12 protein-coding genes are annotated in these 19,360 nt (G+C 44.8%); 10 read left to right on the forward strand and 2 right to left on the reverse strand.

Annotated features, from left to right (window positions below):
* Positions 1–8: 8 nt before the first annotated feature.
* The 3 genes from V144x_RS26985 (at position 9) to V144x_RS26995 (ending at position 5,577) form a co-directional block, all read left to right on the forward strand.
* The gene (locus V144x_RS26985; protein ID WP_144990125.1) at positions 9–974 is read left to right on the forward strand and encodes an aldose 1-epimerase; all 966 of its coding nucleotides are present in this window, start codon (positions 9–11) and stop codon (positions 972–974) included.
* 20 nt (positions 975–994) lie between these two features.
* Complete coding sequence (locus V144x_RS26990) at positions 995–4,123, forward strand: HEAT repeat domain-containing protein (protein WP_197998660.1); 3,129 nt, start codon at positions 995–997, stop codon at positions 4,121–4,123.
* A 257-nt stretch (positions 4,124–4,380) separates the two neighbouring features.
* Positions 4,381–5,577 (forward strand): hypothetical protein, encoded by a 1,197-nt coding sequence (locus tag V144x_RS26995; RefSeq protein WP_144990129.1) that lies wholly within the window; start codon positions 4,381–4,383, stop codon positions 5,575–5,577.
* An 11-nt stretch (positions 5,578–5,588) separates the two neighbouring features.
* On the opposite strand, the gene V144x_RS27000 is transcribed toward V144x_RS26995, so the two are convergent.
* Positions 5,589–6,404, reverse strand: coding sequence for a 3'-5' exonuclease (locus V144x_RS27000; RefSeq protein WP_232102655.1), 816 nt, complete (start codon positions 6,402–6,404; stop codon positions 5,589–5,591).
* 199 nt (positions 6,405–6,603) lie between these two features.
* Here V144x_RS27000 and V144x_RS27005 point away from each other — a divergent pair, with 199 nt between their 5' ends.
* Entirely contained in the window at positions 6,604–7,677 is a 1,074-nt protein-coding gene (locus V144x_RS27005) for an AAA family ATPase (RefSeq protein ID WP_144990131.1), read from the forward strand.
* Positions 7,678–7,725: 48 nt separating this feature from the next.
* The gene (locus tag V144x_RS27010; protein WP_144990133.1) at positions 7,726–8,871 is read left to right on the forward strand and encodes a cysteine desulfurase family protein; all 1,146 of its coding nucleotides are present in this window, start codon (positions 7,726–7,728) and stop codon (positions 8,869–8,871) included.
* A 90-nt stretch (positions 8,872–8,961) separates the two neighbouring features.
* On the opposite strand, the gene V144x_RS27015 is transcribed toward V144x_RS27010, so the two are convergent.
* Positions 8,962–9,240: a hypothetical protein gene (locus tag V144x_RS27015; RefSeq protein ID WP_144990135.1), complete on the reverse strand. Its 279-nt coding sequence runs from the start codon at positions 9,238–9,240 to the stop codon at positions 8,962–8,964.
* A gap of 1,234 nt (positions 9,241–10,474) precedes the next feature.
* Between V144x_RS27015 and V144x_RS27020 the strand changes: the two genes are divergently transcribed.
* From V144x_RS27020 to V144x_RS27040, 5 genes are all read left to right on the forward strand, one after another.
* Complete coding sequence (locus V144x_RS27020; protein WP_144990137.1) at positions 10,475–12,283, forward strand: flagellin N-terminal helical domain-containing protein; 1,809 nt, start codon at positions 10,475–10,477, stop codon at positions 12,281–12,283.
* Positions 12,284–12,589: 306 nt separating this feature from the next.
* Positions 12,590–16,795 (forward strand): tetratricopeptide repeat protein, encoded by a 4,206-nt coding sequence (locus V144x_RS27025; protein ID WP_144990139.1) that lies wholly within the window; start codon positions 12,590–12,592, stop codon positions 16,793–16,795.
* Positions 16,796–16,864: 69 nt separating this feature from the next.
* Positions 16,865–17,566 (forward strand): hypothetical protein, encoded by a 702-nt coding sequence (locus tag V144x_RS27030; RefSeq protein ID WP_144990141.1) that lies wholly within the window; start codon positions 16,865–16,867, stop codon positions 17,564–17,566.
* Between the two features lie 34 nt (positions 17,567–17,600).
* Complete coding sequence (locus V144x_RS27035; protein ID WP_144990143.1) at positions 17,601–18,455, forward strand: phytanoyl-CoA dioxygenase family protein; 855 nt, start codon at positions 17,601–17,603, stop codon at positions 18,453–18,455.
* 44 nt (positions 18,456–18,499) lie between these two features.
* On the forward strand, positions 18,500–19,282 hold the full coding sequence (locus V144x_RS27040; protein WP_144990145.1) for a TylF/MycF/NovP-related O-methyltransferase: 783 nt from the start codon (positions 18,500–18,502) through the stop codon (positions 19,280–19,282).
* The last annotated feature ends 78 nt before the right edge of the window (positions 19,283–19,360 follow it).

The raw sequence follows: 19,360 nt of genomic DNA on the forward strand, positions 1-19,360 counted from the left end.
TCACCCACATGACGCCTATTAAAATTACAGACCCGGAAACTGGTTCAACCGCGCACATTCTGCCTGAGCTGGGCTTTAACTGTTACCAATTCCGGGCCATGGTAGACGATCAAATCATCGATGTGATTGATGCTCATCCTGAATTTCAGTACGGGGAGCAACGTCCCAGTAGCAGTGGTATTCCGATCCTGTTTCCCTTTCCGAATCGTATCGCTAATGCACGTTTTCAATGGGAAGGAGTCACCTATGAGCTTCCCACCGATAAGACATACCATGATAACAACGGAAATGCCATTCATGGTTTTTGTCTGGATCAACCATGGCGTGTGATCGCCCAAGAGGAAACGTTTGCAATTGCGCAATTTCAGCTTAGCATCGATGGAAAACACCTTTTAAAATATTGGCCCGGTGATATTTTCATTGAAGTCAAATACGAAGTACGGGGAGCTACATTACGCGCTGACTTTCGCATTGGAAACCCGGGGCATACTTCTGTCCCCTGGGGATTGGGCACACACCCCTATTTTAAAGTTCCGTTATCAGAACAGGGAAGTCTACAAAACTGCCTGATCGAGGCACCCGCTACCGAGGAATGGGTTCTGGAAAACTGCCTGCCTACTGGAGAAAAAATAGCCATTCAAAAATCGCATGATCTCAGAGAGGGAGCCTGGCTCGATCAGTTAAAAGCAGATCATGTTCTCAGCGGTCTTCCAGAAGAGACTGACCAGTACGAGTGCCTGGTGATGGATGAACAAGGGGGACTTGTGATTTCGCAGGACTATGATTCCCTCTTTTCAGAGTTGGTCGTATTCACACCTCCCAACAGAAACTGTGTTTGTCTGGAACCTTATACATGCGTGACCAATGCCATCAATATGACTAGAAAAGATGTCGAAACCGGACTACGCGTGTTGCCTCCAGGGTCGGAAATCAAAACCTGGATTGAAATTCGAGCCGGTAAAGTTATTGTCTGATGAATGTTTGGAGAAACAAAATGCGATCTCAAAATTGTTTTTTCCTGATCACATCACTTTTTTTTACTGCATTAGTACTATTGCCACAGAATGTGATTGCTCAGTCTAAGACGGTAAAAGAAAACTCTCCCGACCAACCAGTTTCTAATCAAGAGACCCGGAACGACTTGCTGGATATCGAAAACCGTTTGCAGGTATTAAAAAAATTACCCGCTCACCGGCCTGCTGCCTCAAAAGAATCAGAGGCTTTCATGATCATCAAAAATTCTATGAAAGGAGTCGCGTCTAATCAGGTTCTCAAAGGGTTTTTCTTGACTCGGTTAATTCTTGTCAATCAAAGTCAACAACCCCTCAAACTGACGCGAGACCAAATACATTTTAAAGTCAATGGCCAACCTCATACTAAGACAGGCTTACCCGAACATATCCCCAACCAGACTGTCCTGGTAGGAAAAAAAGAAAAAAGCTTGAATGCATTGAAATTCGAACAAGAAGTCACTGTGCTACCAGGTAAACAGGGTACTATGTGGCTTGCGCTCTCAGACTTACCCAATGGTCCTCATGTCCCGGAAATTGAGATTCAGGCGACTGTTAACGGGCAACTTTTAAATTTGAATGTCAATCGGTTTGAGTTAGGCAATTTACAGCATACCGTGACATTGATGGGGCCCCATCAATGTCTGGCGAAGCTGACAATATCGGGAGCACTCAACAGTATCAATCTCACAAGTCTGATGAATGAAATAGATCTGCTGACGACACAGAAAAATGTCAGACGGTTTGTGATTCATTTTCCGAATCAAAATTCATTTATAGAACGAAGTGTATTTGGTTGGCTACCACGCGCGGCGCAACAAATTGGTATGAATTCAATTGTACAATCGCAGTTCCCTCTTTTTCCGACCATGATCAGTGAGCTCCACCTTTCCGGTTTCATTTTTAAAGATCACAAACCCCGCTACTTCGGATTGGGGTTAACATCCCGCGCTACTATTACACACACCACAGAAGAGGCAGCCATACATGCCGCACTAGACAGTGCCATGAGCGTGCTCTCACGAGAAAAGATTGCTGAGCAAATTCATATCGGCGCACCAGCAGTCAAAGTGGCAGCACTGATGAGTGGCGGACGGCACTTAACGAACGAAGAGCTACCACTGGTCTTAACACTAAGTTCAGATCAAAATCAGATTGTTCAGGAAGCTGCCTTGTATGCACTACGTTATTTCGGAGATCCTCGTGCACTTGAACGCCTTATCCAAGTCGCAAATTCACCACCTGGTAGAAAGTTTGAAATGGCGGTGGCAAGTCTCGCAGAATCCCGTTTTGCGGAAGGTCAGCAAAGACTGCTTCAGCTGTTAAAACAACAACCACCCGAAGCTCAGAAAACAATTATAGGCATCATTTCACAAAGTCCCCGTCCACAGTGGGGAAACGCGATCTATGAATTTCTTTCCAGTGAAAATCTGGATCTTCGTAAAGCCGCCATTAATGCCTTAGTCCTGAATGGACACCCTCAGCTCTATGAAGTGCTGACCGATGCATTAAATTCCTCTCAGTCTGAATTAAGACAAGTCGCCTTTCAGGAACTGATTAAGAGGAAAGACAGCAAAAGTGAAACATTGGCGATGAATTATGTTCTGTCACAATTAGAACATACGGTTCCATCGCAACAAATGTTGACGTTCATTAATCGATTGAAAGATCCTCGAACCATCCCCCTGCTAGCCCAACATTTACAAGATCCAAAACTCGATACAGGAACGCGAACTGCGATTCTCAAATCTCTGGCGGCAATTGGAGACCTGACTGTCGATGTCGAATTCTTGAAAATTTATCCTCAGGCTTCAGCTGCAGAGAAACTTTTAATCCTGACATCACTCCAGAAACTGGGATCGCCACAATACTTCAAATTAGCTGAGGAAGCGATACAGGATAGTAATCTGTCGATCGCAAATGGAGCAGCCTCCAGCTTAGGTGCATCATCGTCTGGCAAATCACTCTCAATATTACAACACGCACTTCAAAAGGCCAATGAATCATCCAGATGGAATTCGATTTACTCAGCTTTGGTTTCTATAGGCACACCTGAAGCGCGACAAACTATTATGCAAGCACGTTATGATGGTAAAATCGACGAGAAAAAAAATGACGCACATAAGGCTTTAATAAGAATTTATCAACGTTCACCGGGAAACCATTCCTATAGAAATGGACAGCGAGAACAAACCAAAAAAAATTGGAAAGCTGCGATTGAAGAATATCATACTGCAATCAGTATCGATGAATTATTGATCCCTGCCTATATCGGACTGGTGGATGTGAGTAATTCGCTTCAGAAGTTTGAGGAAGCATTTAAATATGCAGAACAGGGCCTGAAAATCGACAAGATGAACCCTCGGCTCTATATAGCAAAAGGGCTCGTTTTTAGCAATCAGTCCAATTCAAAAGAAGCTTTGAAGCAATTCAATAAAGCTGTTGAACTTTCTCCCCGAGATACATTCACTTATCTCATTATTGCTTCACATCATATCAAACTGAAACAGTATCAAGAAGCAATCGCCGCTTATGATACGGTTATCAAGATCAGTCCAGATGACCTGCAGCCCTATCTTTTCAAAGCACAAATTTTAAATGAACTCAGTCATTGGGACGCAGCCTTAAAAGTCTATGATCAGATCATTCAAAAAAATAACCGCTATGTGAGAGCCTATACGGGACGAGGCCATACACATCTACAAAAGACCGACTGGAAGGCGGCACAACAAGATTTTCAAAAAGCATTTGACCTGGATAAGAAAAGCTCTCAGGCCATTACGGGGTTAGCTATTTGCATGGTATATAACCACGAGGAAGACAAAGCGATCCCGTTTGTCGAAGGATTTTTGAAGCAATTCGAAAAGGATGGTTTATTCAGCTATAACGTAGCCTGTGTTTTCGGTCGTGCCCTGATCAACTTAAAAGATCAAACGAAGACCCCCGATCTCGAAAGCAAAATCAAAACGTATCGGGAAAAAGCGATCTTTCACCTCACAAACGCCTCCAAAACCGGATTTGATGATGTGGAATGGATGCAAAAAGATCCCGACCTCACTGAGCTGCAAGCGTTACCCTCCTTCAAGTCGTTAGTACAATCGCTTCAGAAATAATTGGATACATCCCGTTCCAAGTCGGCTCCTGACGCCCAAAAGTAACGTAAGCAAATATCCCTAACTGACTGATCCATTTGAGTTTATCAACGACTCCTGAAATTCCTGCTCAATCATAAACCCGGCACACAAAAAATTGCCGTTTTCTTAGTTTTGCCTTTCTGCTAGATTCCCGCAGCTCTCTGGCAACTCCCTTCTTGAGATTTCATTCCATTACGAAATCCATTTCATTCACCCGATTCAGAGTGAGTCTTGCGATGCACCGTCATCCCTGTTTGGTTTGTTATCTGATTCTATTCGTCCTGATCGGCAACCAGCTGCTTCACGCAGATGAACCGTCTCCCCCAGAACAACGCGCAAAAACCACTTCTGGAATACCCGATGGTCATTTGACCGACAATGACATTTCGCTCAATTCACAAAGAATCGCTCCCGAGAAAATATTAACGCAATGGTCTGTAGCCTCCCAACTGTTATCGACAGTGGCTCCCTCGTCAAAAATAGACGAACTCAAAAAAGAAAACCAAGCCTATTTTTCCGGACATGAACTCACGCTGATCTCCGAATTTCAAAAACCGGTGAGCACTCGAACTTTACTGGCAGACTATGGTTGGCAAGTTGTGAAACAAACAACAAAATATATTATCCTGCGAGGTCAACCAAAGGATACGTTAACCCGTCGTCTTTGTCGCCCATTCGAACTTCAGATTAATTCGCAGACAATGTTACCAGAGTCACTGAAATTCCTGGCACTCGCTTCAAAACCAAGCATTGGTTTTGCTTCCATTGAATTGACGGCTTACAAATCGACACAAACGACTGAGCCTGTAATATCAAAATCCACACCACAGATCATATTACGCAAAGTTGCGAAAGCCGTGTTCCCAGAAGCAGAAAATAACCAGAACTCCACTTCGACAACGGGTTCTATTAAACGCATTTCGTTTGCAACTTCCCATTCTGAGAATCAGGATCAGGCAGAAATAATAGAAATTGAAAAAATGGTTTTACGCTGGATTGCTGAAACTCAGCGTATAGAATCTATCGAATTAGGTAATGGCGTTACGATCTCCAAACTTGGGAATCAACGTGATAGGGCCGTTCCTAAAAACTTGAACTCAAAGCCCAATGGAGCTTTTGTCACCGGTAACTCAGCTTTCCAAAACTCACTTCAACCCTGGTTGATTGACGTCGAGAAAAACGCATTCATCATCGAATCATTTGCGACAGAACGATCGACAAACGAAAATGGCTCTTCGGCACCACGATTCATCACATTAAATATGAAACCGAACCCCGCCTTTCCACCCAATTCTCACCCAGGAACCAAATGGGATGCCGTCGAAATTGTCTTCAGCAGCGACCAACCCCTGCCGATCAAGATCAGCAAAACCCGACTTCACATTGTGCAACAGTTCCTGCTATCAGATCTGAAAATTCAATACGCAGAGTAAAAGCCGAAACGTTACTCTTCAGGTGCTACCCAGTCACCCCAATGCTCCAGGTAATGTTGATAGGCAGGATTCCCTGCTGATTCGCGTTCCAGGAACTGATAGGCTTCGGTTACGATTTCCTGCTCATCATCAATACTGAGTTGTCCTGTAAGGACTCGTGATCTGAGAAACACGAAGTAGGTATCCAGTACATCACAGCGGCAGTAATCGTTAATCTCCTGCACTTTCCCTGTATCATACATTGATTGTACCTTGGAGCCATCGATGCCAGTTTTACCCGGTTTACCAATGAGATTCGCCAGTAAGTTTAAGCCACCAGTCATACGACTCGCACCGAAGTTGGAAAATACGTCCATTAAATCTATGTGAGCTGAAGTGTTATAACGATTGCGAGATTGCTCATAACTGCGGGCCTCGAGATTGAACCACTCTGGTAAAGCAATACCATAGCGATAAGCCGCCAATTCCAATACAGGCAAATCGTAACCACGGCCATTGAACGTCACAAACGCGGGCTGACCATAGTGTACCCAACCTTGCCAGAATTTCTGTGTGATCACATGTGGACGAAATTTCGGAGCATCGAGTACCGTTAAGTCTTGCATACGGAAATCAGCAGTGATTTTGGCAATGGCCACTGATACCGGCAACATGTAGGTCGCCGGGAGGAAGTCACTGCCTGTTGACTCAATTTGTTCTGCCTGATATTTGGCAATCGCCTCTTCAGGAGCCAATTCTTCGCCGGGATAACGAACCCGCGAAATCAAATCTCCATCGGCCACCGCTTCCACGTCAAAAACGAGATAGGCTACTTGGGACTGGGACACGTTTCTCTCGCTTTCTATTTTGCAAGTTGTGATGATATTAACACTTAACGCATTCACTGACGAACAGGATTGATCCGAAAAATAGAACTTCATGCCGTGACACGGCTTACAGCCCCTTCCATTCGGTTCTGTTGATAAGTATAAACAATAATGAGAACTTATTGTAGTTTGCGATTTTCTTGTTAAGGCTGTTGTGGATATGAGCGACCAAGATGATCAACTGATGATTCAGGAAGATGATGAAGCACAACGAGATCTGGAGGCACAAGCCATCCGTGGTCTTGCAAATGCCTACTTACTGATGCGCGATGAGATCGGCAAAGTGATTATTGGCCAGACTGAAGTGGTAGACGAAATTCTGATTTCACTGTTCAGCCGCGGCCATTGTCTGCTGGTGGGCGTCCCCGGTCTGGCAAAGACGTTACTCGTGAGTACAATTGCAAAAATTCTACATCTCTCTTTTCGCAGAATTCAGTTTACCCCCGACTTAATGCCGTCAGATATTACCGGAACCGATGTTTTGCAGGATGATCCTGAAACAGGACATCGTACCTTTCAGTTCATGCAGGGACCGCTCTTTACAAATGTGTTACTGGCAGACGAAATCAATCGAACGCCTCCGAAGACTCAGGCCGCTTTATTGGAGGCGATGCAAGAACGACACGTGACTGTCGGTACAAATACCTATCGTCTCTCAGAACCATTTTTTGTATTAGCGACACAGAATCCGATCGAGCAGGAAGGAACTTATCCACTTCCTGAAGCACAGCTAGACCGATTCATGTTCAATATCGTCGTCAATTATCCTTCTGCTGCAGAAGAATTGATGATCCTGAAACAGACAACCAGCAGTCATCAACCTAACCTGGAAGCGGCCTTGACTGGTCGGCAGATCCTGGCGCTGCAGGAAGTCGTTCGCAAAGTACCTGTCGCTGAACATGTCTTTGTCTATGCCCGCGACCTGGTAAGAGCAACTCGTCCTGCAGAAGGAACTGCGCCGAAATTTGTCAAAGAATATTTATCCTGGGGAGCGGGTCCGCGGGCTGGCCAGTTCTTAATTCTGGGCGCCAAAGCCAGAGCGATTCTGGAAGGACGATTCCATGTTTCCACAGAAGACGTGAAGTCGGTCGCACATGCCGTCCTCAGACATCGAATTGTGACAACATTTCAGGCGGACAGTAAAGGACTCACTCAGGATGATATTATAGATATGCTGATTGAACATGTTCCCAATCAGCTCAAAACGCAGGCGCAAGAAGCCGTCAAAGGGTAACTCTCACTGCCTTCGAATTAAAAGGCGATCATGAAATACTGATGTGTCATGTCGATTCCCGCTTCACAACGAATCTTTCTGGATAACAATTCTACAACGCGGCCCTTGGATGAAGTCGTGGAATTGGTAGCAGAGTATTCTCAAACACATTACGCTAATCCGGGGAGTGCTCACGCCGAGGGACGCCAGGCACGCCGCGTGCTGGAGGATGCGCGTGAGTCGATCGCTTCACTCCTCGGAGCCAAGCCACAAGAAATCATTTTCACGAGTGGCGGTACCGAAGCGATTAATCTTGCCATACATGGCTTCTTAACTGGTTCGCCCGGTGAAATTGCTTTAACAGCAGGGGAACACCCGGCGACCGTCAATACCATTCGCCGACTGTCCCCACGAGGAATTAGACAAACGTTACTTCCCCTCAACACTGATGGCAGAATCAATCAAGACCAGCTACAACTGCAGAACTGGGACAACATTCAGTTGGTTTCAGTCATTCTGGCTCATAATGAAACGGGAGTGATTCAGGATATTGACCCTCTTGCATCACTTTGCGCAGAAAATTCTATTCCCCTGCACCTGGATTGTGTGCAGGCAATCGGCAAAATTCCGGTACATTTTCAAGATTCTGGTGCAACCGCCATCAGCTTGGCAGCCCATAAATTTCATGGGCCCCGCGGTGTAGGTGCATTAATTGTCAAAGAAGGTGCCCGACTACATCCCCAAATTGCCGGAGGTCATCAGGAACGAGGCAAACGCGCCGGAACCGAACCAGTGGCGCTTGCTGCAGGAATGGCACGGGCATTGGAATGCTGGATGCGCGACAGAGAACAACGTTCTCAGAAGGTCAACGAACTTCGCAATCGCTTGCAACAAGGTCTCGGCGAACAATGCGCGCCAATCGTTGTAAATGGTTCCCAACAACACCGGATTCCCAACACGCTTAACATCTCATTTCCAGGTCTGGACGGGGAAGCGCTACTCGTTTCTCTGGATCTGGCCGGAATCTCCTGCTCTCTGGGAAGCGCCTGCGCCAGCGGTTCGCGAGACCCGGCTCCCGTGTTGCTGGCAATGGGCTGCCCCGAAAACGTTTATCGCTCTGCTGTCCGATTAAGCCTGTCGTTTCTCAATACGAGTGGAGAAATCGAAGAAGCGATTCGTCGAATCAGCAGAGTTGTCAACCAACTGCGATCCTGAATTTCAGTATTTATTGAACAGAGTGATATGACGACCCCTAGATGGTCAGAGATCATGTTATTCAATAAAGTATGAAATAGATCGAGTGTCCTACTCTCCCGGTGCGTCAAAGATAGAGAATTGAGTCATCGGAAGGGGCAGGTCCGATTTTCCAAGTTCTTTCAGTTGATTTTCAATCATCTGGATACGGCTGGCGATTAGCTCGCGGCGGTGCATCCATTTCTTTTCCCAATTTCGAAACATGGTCTCAGGCGTTTCTGATTCTATTGTTGATGTCTGACGTGTCTTTTGAATTTTAACAAGTGATCTTCCTAATCGAGCGTGGGCTTCCTTAACCATATGACTAGTGTGTTTGGGACACAAAGGCATGCGATGCTGCTCCCTAAGGTATGCGATTCGTTAAAGTGGTCTTCTTAGGATGAAATACATCTTGAAAAGTGAGTTTGATCAAAGCAGGTGTAATATGATCTTTTTAAAATAGTCCATCAACCGATCCGACATCATTTGTCAGTTTATTCAATCACCTGTTGTCATACATTCGCTTTTGGCAAGATATGGAAAATGAATCGTCAATGACAATCAGAGATCTTGAGAAGTAAGCGATGACTTTTCATGTGAAAATAGAGAGAGTTGTGAAACTCTAAGTTCATTTGATACGACCAGCATTCATCAGAACAATTGTTATTAATCCTCATAACCCACATCGCTGCAAAAGCAGGTATAAAAAGCATATGAAGGTTCAACTCTGGGAATGTCATGATTCCTTTAATGCAACGACTCTGGATCTGCTATCAGGAATCCATCATCAGAGTGATTCCGTATGATACTGAAACACGGCTCAATGCAAATCATATTCTCGTCCCGAACACCTGGTCCTGTTAGCATCAGCTATAGAACAACCAATTTAAACCATGGCGACTTTAAAGCGATGATACGAATTCCAAATAGTCCTGGAGACACTAAAATAAACATGGAAACAGCCTGGAATCTGGATCCCATCACAAATGTTTTTTTACTCTCAGAGACGCATCAGTAAATTGTTTATACAACGTGTTAAACAGAATCAATTAAATCGATTCTCCCAGTCTAGAAATCCAGGCAAGGTCCGGTTAGGCAAACAATAACGATCGTGCTGGCCGACTTAATGTTCATATCACTTTGCGTGTCACGATCCGACATTTCCTCTCTTATAACATGAGAGTTACAACCGACACTTTGTTGAAGGACAGGATAATAGTCATGACTAGTCTTTACCTGTTTGCGATGACAGAGAGATCGGTTTATTTTCAAAAAAACAACCAAGACACCTAATTTACCCAAAGTATCATTCCGATATGAAAGAGGCGTGATTGCGCGGTTTCCCTCTGTGCTCTCATTGCATCATCTGAATCTGGAATGGTTTTGTTATGGAAAGATAAGCCACATCAGTTCGAAAAATCCTGTCAAAATGTACTGTTTTAATTGACATTTTTGGATTTGACAGGGACGAAAACTAATGTTTACGAGTGATTTCAGCATCACTCGGGTACTTAAATCATAATGTAGCTCTAACCCAGTAAATCCCTTGGGAAGCTTTAAATACTAGTGAGAAAGGCTATTTGCCATGACACGAATTAATACTAACGTTGCCTCGATCAGAGGTTTACGTAGTTTAAATAAATCTACGAGTCTTTTAGACCAGTCTTTGACACGATTGTCAACTGGTTTGAAAATTAACTCTGGTAAAGACAATCCATCAGGTTTGATCGCCAGTGAAACACTGCGATCTCAGGTGTCTGCGATTGAGCAATCAATCAAAAACAGTAACCGTGCCAGTAACGTGATCGCGACTGCTGACTCGGCTCTGGGTGAAGTCACCAACCTGTTGAACCAGGTTCGAGGTTTGGTTCAAGAAGGCTTGAACGAAGGTGCTCTGTCATCAGATGAAATTGCAGCGAATCAGCTTCAAATTGATACTGCTTTATCTGCCATTAACCGAATTTCAGCAAATACATCATTCGCCGGCGACAAACTGATCGATGGTAGTAAAGCATTCCGAACACAAGCCTCTGCAGTCGACTCAGCCAAACTTTCTGACTTCCAGGTCAACGAAGCCGTATTCGGTTCCAGCAGTACGATTACACTCGATGCCACAATCGTGACTGCCGCAACTCAGGCCAGCTTGGATTATAGTGCCGTTTCTGGTGGTTTAGCATCTGCCACAACAATCGAAGTTGGTGGAGCCAGTGGTAGTCAGGTGCTATTCCTCGGAGCCTCAAGTTCGCTTGACAACGTGCGTGATGCTGTGAATGGTGTGACCGACATTACAGGTGTGACCGCTACAAAAACCAATAAGGTTGCCAGTAATCTGGTAATTGACAGTGCTGCTGTTAACTCAGATCTGACATTTACAGATGCCCGAACGTCAGACAGTCTCTTAGGTAGTACAGGACAGAATATTCGAGTTGCCATAACGGCCGCCAATGGGCCGAACTCAGTCGCAGGTATTACATTCAGTAATAATAACACTGATATTACGATTAATATTCAGGTTGCATCTGATGCAAATAATGCGATTACATCGAACGCGACTTCTATCAAGACGTTATTAGATGGTAATGCCGATACCAACGCATTGATCTCCACGGCTGTCGAAGGTGCTGGTGCTGGTGTCGTCGATGTCACCGCTGCTGCTGCCTTAAGCGGTGGTACTGACGCTTACTTGACTTTCAGTGCTTCTAACTATGGCTCTGACGAGTTTGTTGACGTTAACGTGTTGTCTGGAACCTTTGATACCGTCGACAATGTGACCGATGCCAATGCTCTCTCACGAGATATCGGCTCCGATATTGTCGCCCGAATTAACGGACAGGTCGCTCAAGGTTCTGGTCTACAGGCCAACCTGCGATCTCAACAGCTTGATGCATCGTTCTCCTTCACTGCTGCTGCTAACACAGCCTCAAATACCGCCAGTTTAACAATTACCGGTGGTGGTTCACTGTTCCAGATTGGACAGGATGTATCAGCCGCCGGTCAGGTAGGTATTGGTATTGAAGCTGTGAATACGGCCCGGTTGGGTGGTGTTTCCGGTAAACTGTTCGAACTGGGATCAGGCGGTGGTAAGAGTCTGCTTGATGTAGGTCCTGCTGTTCCTGGTGCAGACCTGGTGAATATCATCGAAGAGGCAGTCAACCGTGTTTCCACCCTTCGTGGTCGATTGGGTGCGATTCAGAAAAACGTGATCGAAACCAATGTCTCCTCGCTGGGGGTTGCTTTGGAAAACATTTCTGAAGCTCGAAGCCAGATCGTGGACACCGACTTTGCTGTCGAAACTGCGAATCTGACGAAAGCTCAGATTTTGAACCAGGCAGGTATTTCGGTACTTTCGATTGCCAACCAGAACCCACAGCAGGTATTGAGTCTCTTAGGATAATAATCCTCTGAGAAGTCGATTACCGACTGAAAAATAAGTTCAGAAACGAAAACACTACTCATCATACGATGGGTAGTGTTTTTTATTTATACCCGCTGTTCATCCTATTTCCCCAAACAGCTTACAGTTATAAACCTTGTTTGAATCTGATTTCAGACTGACTAAAGAAACGGCTTATCTCTCTCCCCGCCTCAGCCGATACAAACAGAATAACCGGAATAGTCTAGCTGGTGATCGAACCTGCACAGGTTTTAACAGCTTGCATTGCAAAAAATACAATCCGTACTGTGACTCAAAGAAGATTCTATGCCTTCACCTCAGGAACTATTGGCAACGGCGGTTCAACAGCATCAAGCTGGAAATCTCCCTCTGGCAGAAGAATTTTACCGTGAAGTACTCAAGCACGACCCGGGTCAAGCAGATGCATTGCATTTACTAGGTGTGGTGTACTTGCATTTAAAACAATACACAAAATCCATCGATTTTATTACACGCGCTATTTGCCAGAATGATAGATTCGGAACTTTCTATTCAAATCGAGGTGCTGCTTATAAAGGCTTAGGCCAATTACAAGACGCAATTACAAACTACGAGCGCGCCATCGAATTGGATTCTCAAAATCCGACGTTCATCTTTAATCTGGGAATTACTCTCGCTTCAGCAGGAAAAAAGCGGGAAGCGATTGAAGCGTACCGCAAATCGCTTGAACTAAAGCCAGACTATATCGACGCGTTGATAAACCTTGGTAATCTATTGCTTGAAGAAGAAGAGAGCCTCAAAGAGTCCATTACAATATGTCAGCAAGTCATCAAGCTGGCACCTCAAGTTCATACAGCCCATTTTAATCTAGCCAATGCGCTATCAAAGTCAGAAACACCTGAGCTCGCTGACGATTCCTTTCAACGCGCATTGCAGCTCGCTCCCAACCATCTCGATACGATGAAGAACTATGCCGTATTTCTGTCATCACAGCAAAAATACGAAGCAGCGATCATCGTTCTCCGAAAAGCAGCAATACTCCAGCCAAATTGCTGGGAAATTTTGAATAATTTGGGAATCGTTTATGCCGAACAGCAAGAGTTTGAATCCGCGATCAAATGTTTTCGTCATGCTCTCAAACAGGTACCTGAGAATTGTGATATTCAATTGCATCTAGCGAAAGCTCTGGAGGGGGCACAAGAAGTTCACCTGGCATTGACGACATATCGAAATATTCTGGATCAGCACCCAAATCATCCCGGTGCCGCTTTTCACTTAGGCACATTGGCAGCTTCACTTGGTGATCTGGACTATGCCTATGATATTTTTCAAAGTCTCTATCAAAGCGATCCAACTAATACAGCATCCCTGTATGGCATGGGCTGCATTCGATTGAAACAGAGAAAAACCGGCTCTGCGGTTGGCTATTTTGAATCATTGGTGGTGCTTGAGCCAGATCATTTACAATCACGAATCCATTTAATTGATCTGTATTCCCGACAATTGCGAGACAAGGAAGTCAGTAAGCATGTCGATGAATCACTCGAATACCATCCTGAAAGTGCGATACTCTGGAATTATCGAGGCCATGTTCAAAACCAGAAACAACAGACAAAAAAAGCTCTTAAAAGTTTCTTGCGTGCTGTCGAGCTGGACGATTCTTTATTCCAGACTTACAGCAATCTAGCTTCTATCTACCAGGGAATGGGACAGTTTCAGGAAGCGAGAGATGCACTTGAAAAAGCCTACGAGCTAGTCGCTCTACCAGAATATCGCCTCGCGATTGCAAGTTTGTTACCACCGATACCCGCTTCTCAGGAAGCAATTAATGAAGTCCGTCAATCGTTTGTAGAAAAAATCGAAGAGATGCACGCTGATGAGGTGCAGATTGATGCTTCGATTAAACTGATCCCCGGCACATTTTATCTCGCATACCAGGGATTTAATGACCGTCCGATTATCGAACGTATGGCGGAGCTATATCTACTCAAAAACACTCTTTCCTGGAATCAGCAAGAGCCAACAATCGAACGAGATGGACGGATCCGAATTGGTTTCATATCTAGTCTATTCTATAACCATACCATTGGTTCATTGATGAAAGGGATCATCAAGAATTTTGATCGAGAAAAGTATCATGTCATTACGATTTCAACCGTAAAACACGATGATACCACAGCAAAACATATTCGGGAAAATTCAGACGAATATGTATTTCTGGGAATTGATCTACAACGGGCGAATCAGGTTCTGCAAAGCCTGGAACTGGATATTTTGTATTATGCTGATATTGGCATGGATCCGTTTATCTTCTCTCTTGCCACAACGCGTCATGCACCCATCCAGAGTGTTACCTGGGGACACCCAATTACGACCGGCTTAAAAACCATTGATTATTTTATCTCAAGCAAGCTGATCGAACCGGAAGATGCAGAAGAACACTACTCAGAAAAACTAGTTCAATTAAATTCTCTACCATCTTACTATTATCGACCCAGTTTACCGGAAAAAATAAAAACGCGAGGGGCATTTGGGCTTTCGGACGACGTACATATTTATGCCTGCCCTCAAACCATGTTTAAAATTCATCCTGAATTTGATCAGGTCCTGGCAGGTATTCTACGAAAAGACCCAAAAGCACGTATCGTTATGATTCGTGACCAAATTTCCAAATGGAAGGATTTACTAGTCGAACGATTTAATAAATCTTTTTCTGATGTCGTTGATCGAATTCACTGGTTGCGCGGAATGTCGACGAATGACTTTCTGAACCTGATTTATATTTCCGACGTCATGCTGGATCCGATGCACTTCGGAGGCGGCAATACTTCCTATCAGTCGATGGCCATTGGAACGCCTGTTGTGACATTGCCGGCAAAATATATGCGTGGTCGCGGTATGCTGGCTGTCTATAAAAAGATGGAGATTATGGACTGCGTTGTTTCGTCTATCGACGAATACATTGATCTCGCCTGTCGCATTGGTGAAGATGAAAATTTCCGCGATCAACTCCGTCTGAAAATTCTTTCCAAAAGTCATCTTGTTTTTGAAGATATGAACACTGTTCGAGAACTGGAAGCGTTTTTCGAATCTGCATTGCACGAGTTAGAAACACAAAAAAAAACTCATCAACCTCATACGAATCTGATAAGCTCTGCCTCAAATAAGGATGAAAGCATGGATGCTTCATTAAACAACACACAAAGTCAAGATCACTCCCATCTCCTCAATTCTGCCATGCAGAATTATACATGTCCCGCTTGTGGATACCATATTGCGGTCCAGTTTTATGATGGAGGGTTGCTCCCCTTGACGACACTGGCGTGGCCACAGACCTGCGAAGAAGCACAGACGATGGAACGTTTGCCGCATGACTTCATGCGGTGTGTGGATTGCGGACACATTTCGAATGCCGCGTTCGACTATGCGAAGGTTCCTTATTCAGATAAACCAAACTTAATGTTCAACAAAGGAGCAATCTGGTCTGAACACTTGCAGAAAGTCTGCGACCTGATTTCAGAGCATCTGCCTGAAAATCCAACTGTTGTGGAAATCGGTTGTGGAGAAGGTCATCTATTGCGTTCACTGGCAAAGAAAATTCCTACAGGAAAATTCATCGGCTTTGATCCAAACGCAGAAATCGAGACCGAAGGCGCCTTGATTGATGCTCGGGCGATGTTGTTTGAACCAGGAACACATCTGGCGGAACTGCAGCCCGATCTGATCATCAGCCGACATGTGTTTGAACATTTGATGAATCCTCTGGGTTTTGCGCAAGAAGTCGCATTTGCCGCGAACGTCGCTGAGTGTGCGACCAAACTGTTTATTGAAGTCCCCTGTATTGACGGTGTACTGGCGGCAGGTCGCACGGTTGACTTCTTCTACGAGCACAATTCTCATTTTACGACCCAATCGCTGGAAAGACTGTTAACCCGCTGTGCCACAGCCGTTGATTTGATTGAAACCAGCTACAACGGCGAAGTGATTTACGGACTGGCCAGCTTCCAGCCGCAAAAACACCAGGTCGAATTAGCACGTCAGGCAGTGATGTTTCAGGAAAAGGCTCTGCAGTCTGCGGCTCAACTGGCGCAGCAGTTTGATGATCTGGTGAGCACCGGAAAACGAGTGGCAATTTGGGGCGGTACTGGAAAAGCGGCTGCGTTTATCAACCAGAACCAGCTTGATCAAAATCGCTTTCCGGTTGTAATCGATTCAGATCAGAATAAAGTCGGCACTTTTGTACCTGGAACGGGTCAGGAAATTCTCTTCCGAGATCATTTGATCGAAGAACCGGTCGAAGTCATTCTGATTGCCACTCAATGGCGAGCCGCCGATATTGTACTTGAAATTGAACGCAATCAAATTCCCTTCAAGGCAATCTTGATCGAATATCAGGGGCGATTGATCGATTATTTCAAAGATCAACACCCCTACCGTGGGGAACACGACCAATCTGAATCACAGGTCCCAAGGCCTCAGTTCCTTTCACAGAAAAACAGACAACGTGATTCAATCGACAGCGATATCATATAAACGTAGACGGAATCAGCGTTCGATATATGAATGCTTCCACAAAGACCACGATTTCAGACAGGATAAAATATGATCATCTTTAATTTCGGAATTCCCAATTCAGGAACCGACTGGTCACAGGAAGTCTTTAAGAAGATCTGGGAAAAACAGAACTATACGTTCCAGGTCGAAGAGCCAGAGTCATTGGAGGAACTGAATCATCTGATTGGAACGATGAATGTAAACGAGCGAATGATTATTCGGTTTCATTTGCTGACCGAAGAAGCTATTGAGGCCGCTCAACAGGATGCCGTACGCCCTTTTTATCATTATCGTGACCCTCGTGATGTGGTTTGCATCGAGATGGAAAACAGCGACATCAATTTCTCAACCGCCGTCGACCAGACAGTGAGTGCTTATCAGGAAATACACCATGCACTTTGTCTACCGGGAATCATGGTCATTCCTTATGAACACATCGTAGAAAATGCTGAAGCTTTGATTTTTCAGATGGCGACCAAATTAGGAGTTTTACTAAAACTGAACGTTGCCTCGGAAATTGCTGCTGAAATACGTGAATTAATGGCACAACCCGAGTGCGCGGTTGCTTCCACAGCCACCGACTCGCTCCCGGCACAAGCATTACGACTTGATGAAGAGCACACGTCAGATTCGCCCCTTGTTCAACCTCTGCTGATTGGCAAGTGGCGCAACCAGCTGACTCAGTCTGAAAGATCAATGGTCAACCGTTTTTTTAAACCTTTAGTCGATCAGTTTGGCTACGAACAATAAACACACGGCTCATCAAAATGACCAGGGATGGTGAATGATGCTTCCTATAAACCAATTATGTACCTTGAACTGTCAGACAGAAGGTGTTGAACTTTCAAATGAGCGCCTGGATCAATATGCAGAAGAAGGGGTTCTGCTGGTAAAAAACCTGTTTGATCCCGTGGACTTCCTGTCGATTCGAAACGATCTTTCAGGACGCCTCACTCTCCTGGAACGACACAACGGTTGTGAAGTCTTTGAAAACGAAAATGAGATTTCACAAATCAGCGATCGATTGATCAGGCTGGAAGAGCAGGCTCCCGGTACGCAGAGCATTCTATATGATGCCATGAATTTTGCTCCATCCCTGCATGCGATGGGAGCACATTCGAAATTAATGGCGATTCTCGAAAAACTGCTCTCGCATGAAATTTCAATCCATGATCGGTATATCATTCTCATGAGTATGCCTCAGGGAGAATGGCATCTTGCGTCGTGGCATCAGGACTGGTATTACAATGAAGGTCCCCATTCAACAATTACGCTCTATGCACCTCTACAGAAAACGGATCAACAAAATGGTAGTCTGACGTTCGCATTAGGTGAGCATCAAAAACCACCGGTTCCACACGACGAATATAATCATGGAATTAACACGAAATGGCATTCACTTCCTCCCGAAGAGGTGAACCAATACGACCGCGTTGTACCAACGGCGCTGGATGTAGGAGACGTGCTGTTATTTCACAGTCTGACACCGCACACTCCATCAAAAAATCAATCGGATCATGTCCGGTTTGTATTGAATTTGCGGTATCGGGATCTAAGAGATCCTCAATTCCTGAACGAAGGCTGGCGCATTCAAGAAATCACACGTGCCAGAAACGCAATGCAGAGATCGGCATCCTGAAACCAGATTTATTCACGAAACACTTCATAAAAAGCTAATTAGATATGGCAGAAAAAAAAGGTTTACTACGAGGCAACGTGGGAGAATCGCAGAATCAGTCTGCGAGTGATTTAAATGCACTCAATGCTGTCGAGGAGTATTGGGAAACAAGTGTTGGCACGAACTTAAACAAGTTAGATGCGTTTACTAAATACGTTTCAAGACAATCGATTACTAAATTACTGGCTCGTTATGAAATTTTCAAACAACAGTTAGATGTTAACGGATCAGTTGTCGAACTCGGCGTGCACCGGGGCGCCAGCTTAATGGCTTGGGCACAATTCAGTGCGATTTTAGAGCCTGTTAATTATCTACGAAAAATTATCGGCTTTGATACTTTCGAAGGCTTTCCCTCATTGAGCGAAAAAGACACAACGGGAACCAGCGAACATCTTGAAGTAGGCGGTTTCAAGTCAGAAGAAAACGCAATGGAAGATATCGAACGAGCGACACAGGTTTATGATTCCACCCGTTATCTGAATCACATTCCGAAAGTGGAATTAGTGAAAGGGGATATCGGTGTCACGCTGCCAGAATATCTCGAAAAAAATCAGCATCTGGTCGTTTCATTGTTACATCTCGATGCAGATTTATACGAACCAACAAAAATCGCGTTGGAGCAACTGATTCCACGAATGCCCAAAGGGGCAATCATTGCCTTTGATGAGTTAAATATGGATTTATTTCCAGGAGAGACTCTCGCTGCAATGGAAACGATCGGACTGCCAAAGTTACGACTGAAACGATTTCCCTTTGCGACTTCACTTTCCTATGCTGTGATCGAATAGCATCATGGCCTGAAAATTCCTCATAATTGCTAAATTCTTTTAAAAAGCCGCTTTACAGAGCAGATCTTGGAACACTCT

Origin of the sequence: Gimesia aquarii, from assembly GCF_007748195.1 — a bacterium.
Lineage (GTDB): Bacteria > Planctomycetota > Planctomycetia > Planctomycetales > Planctomycetaceae > Gimesia > Gimesia aquarii.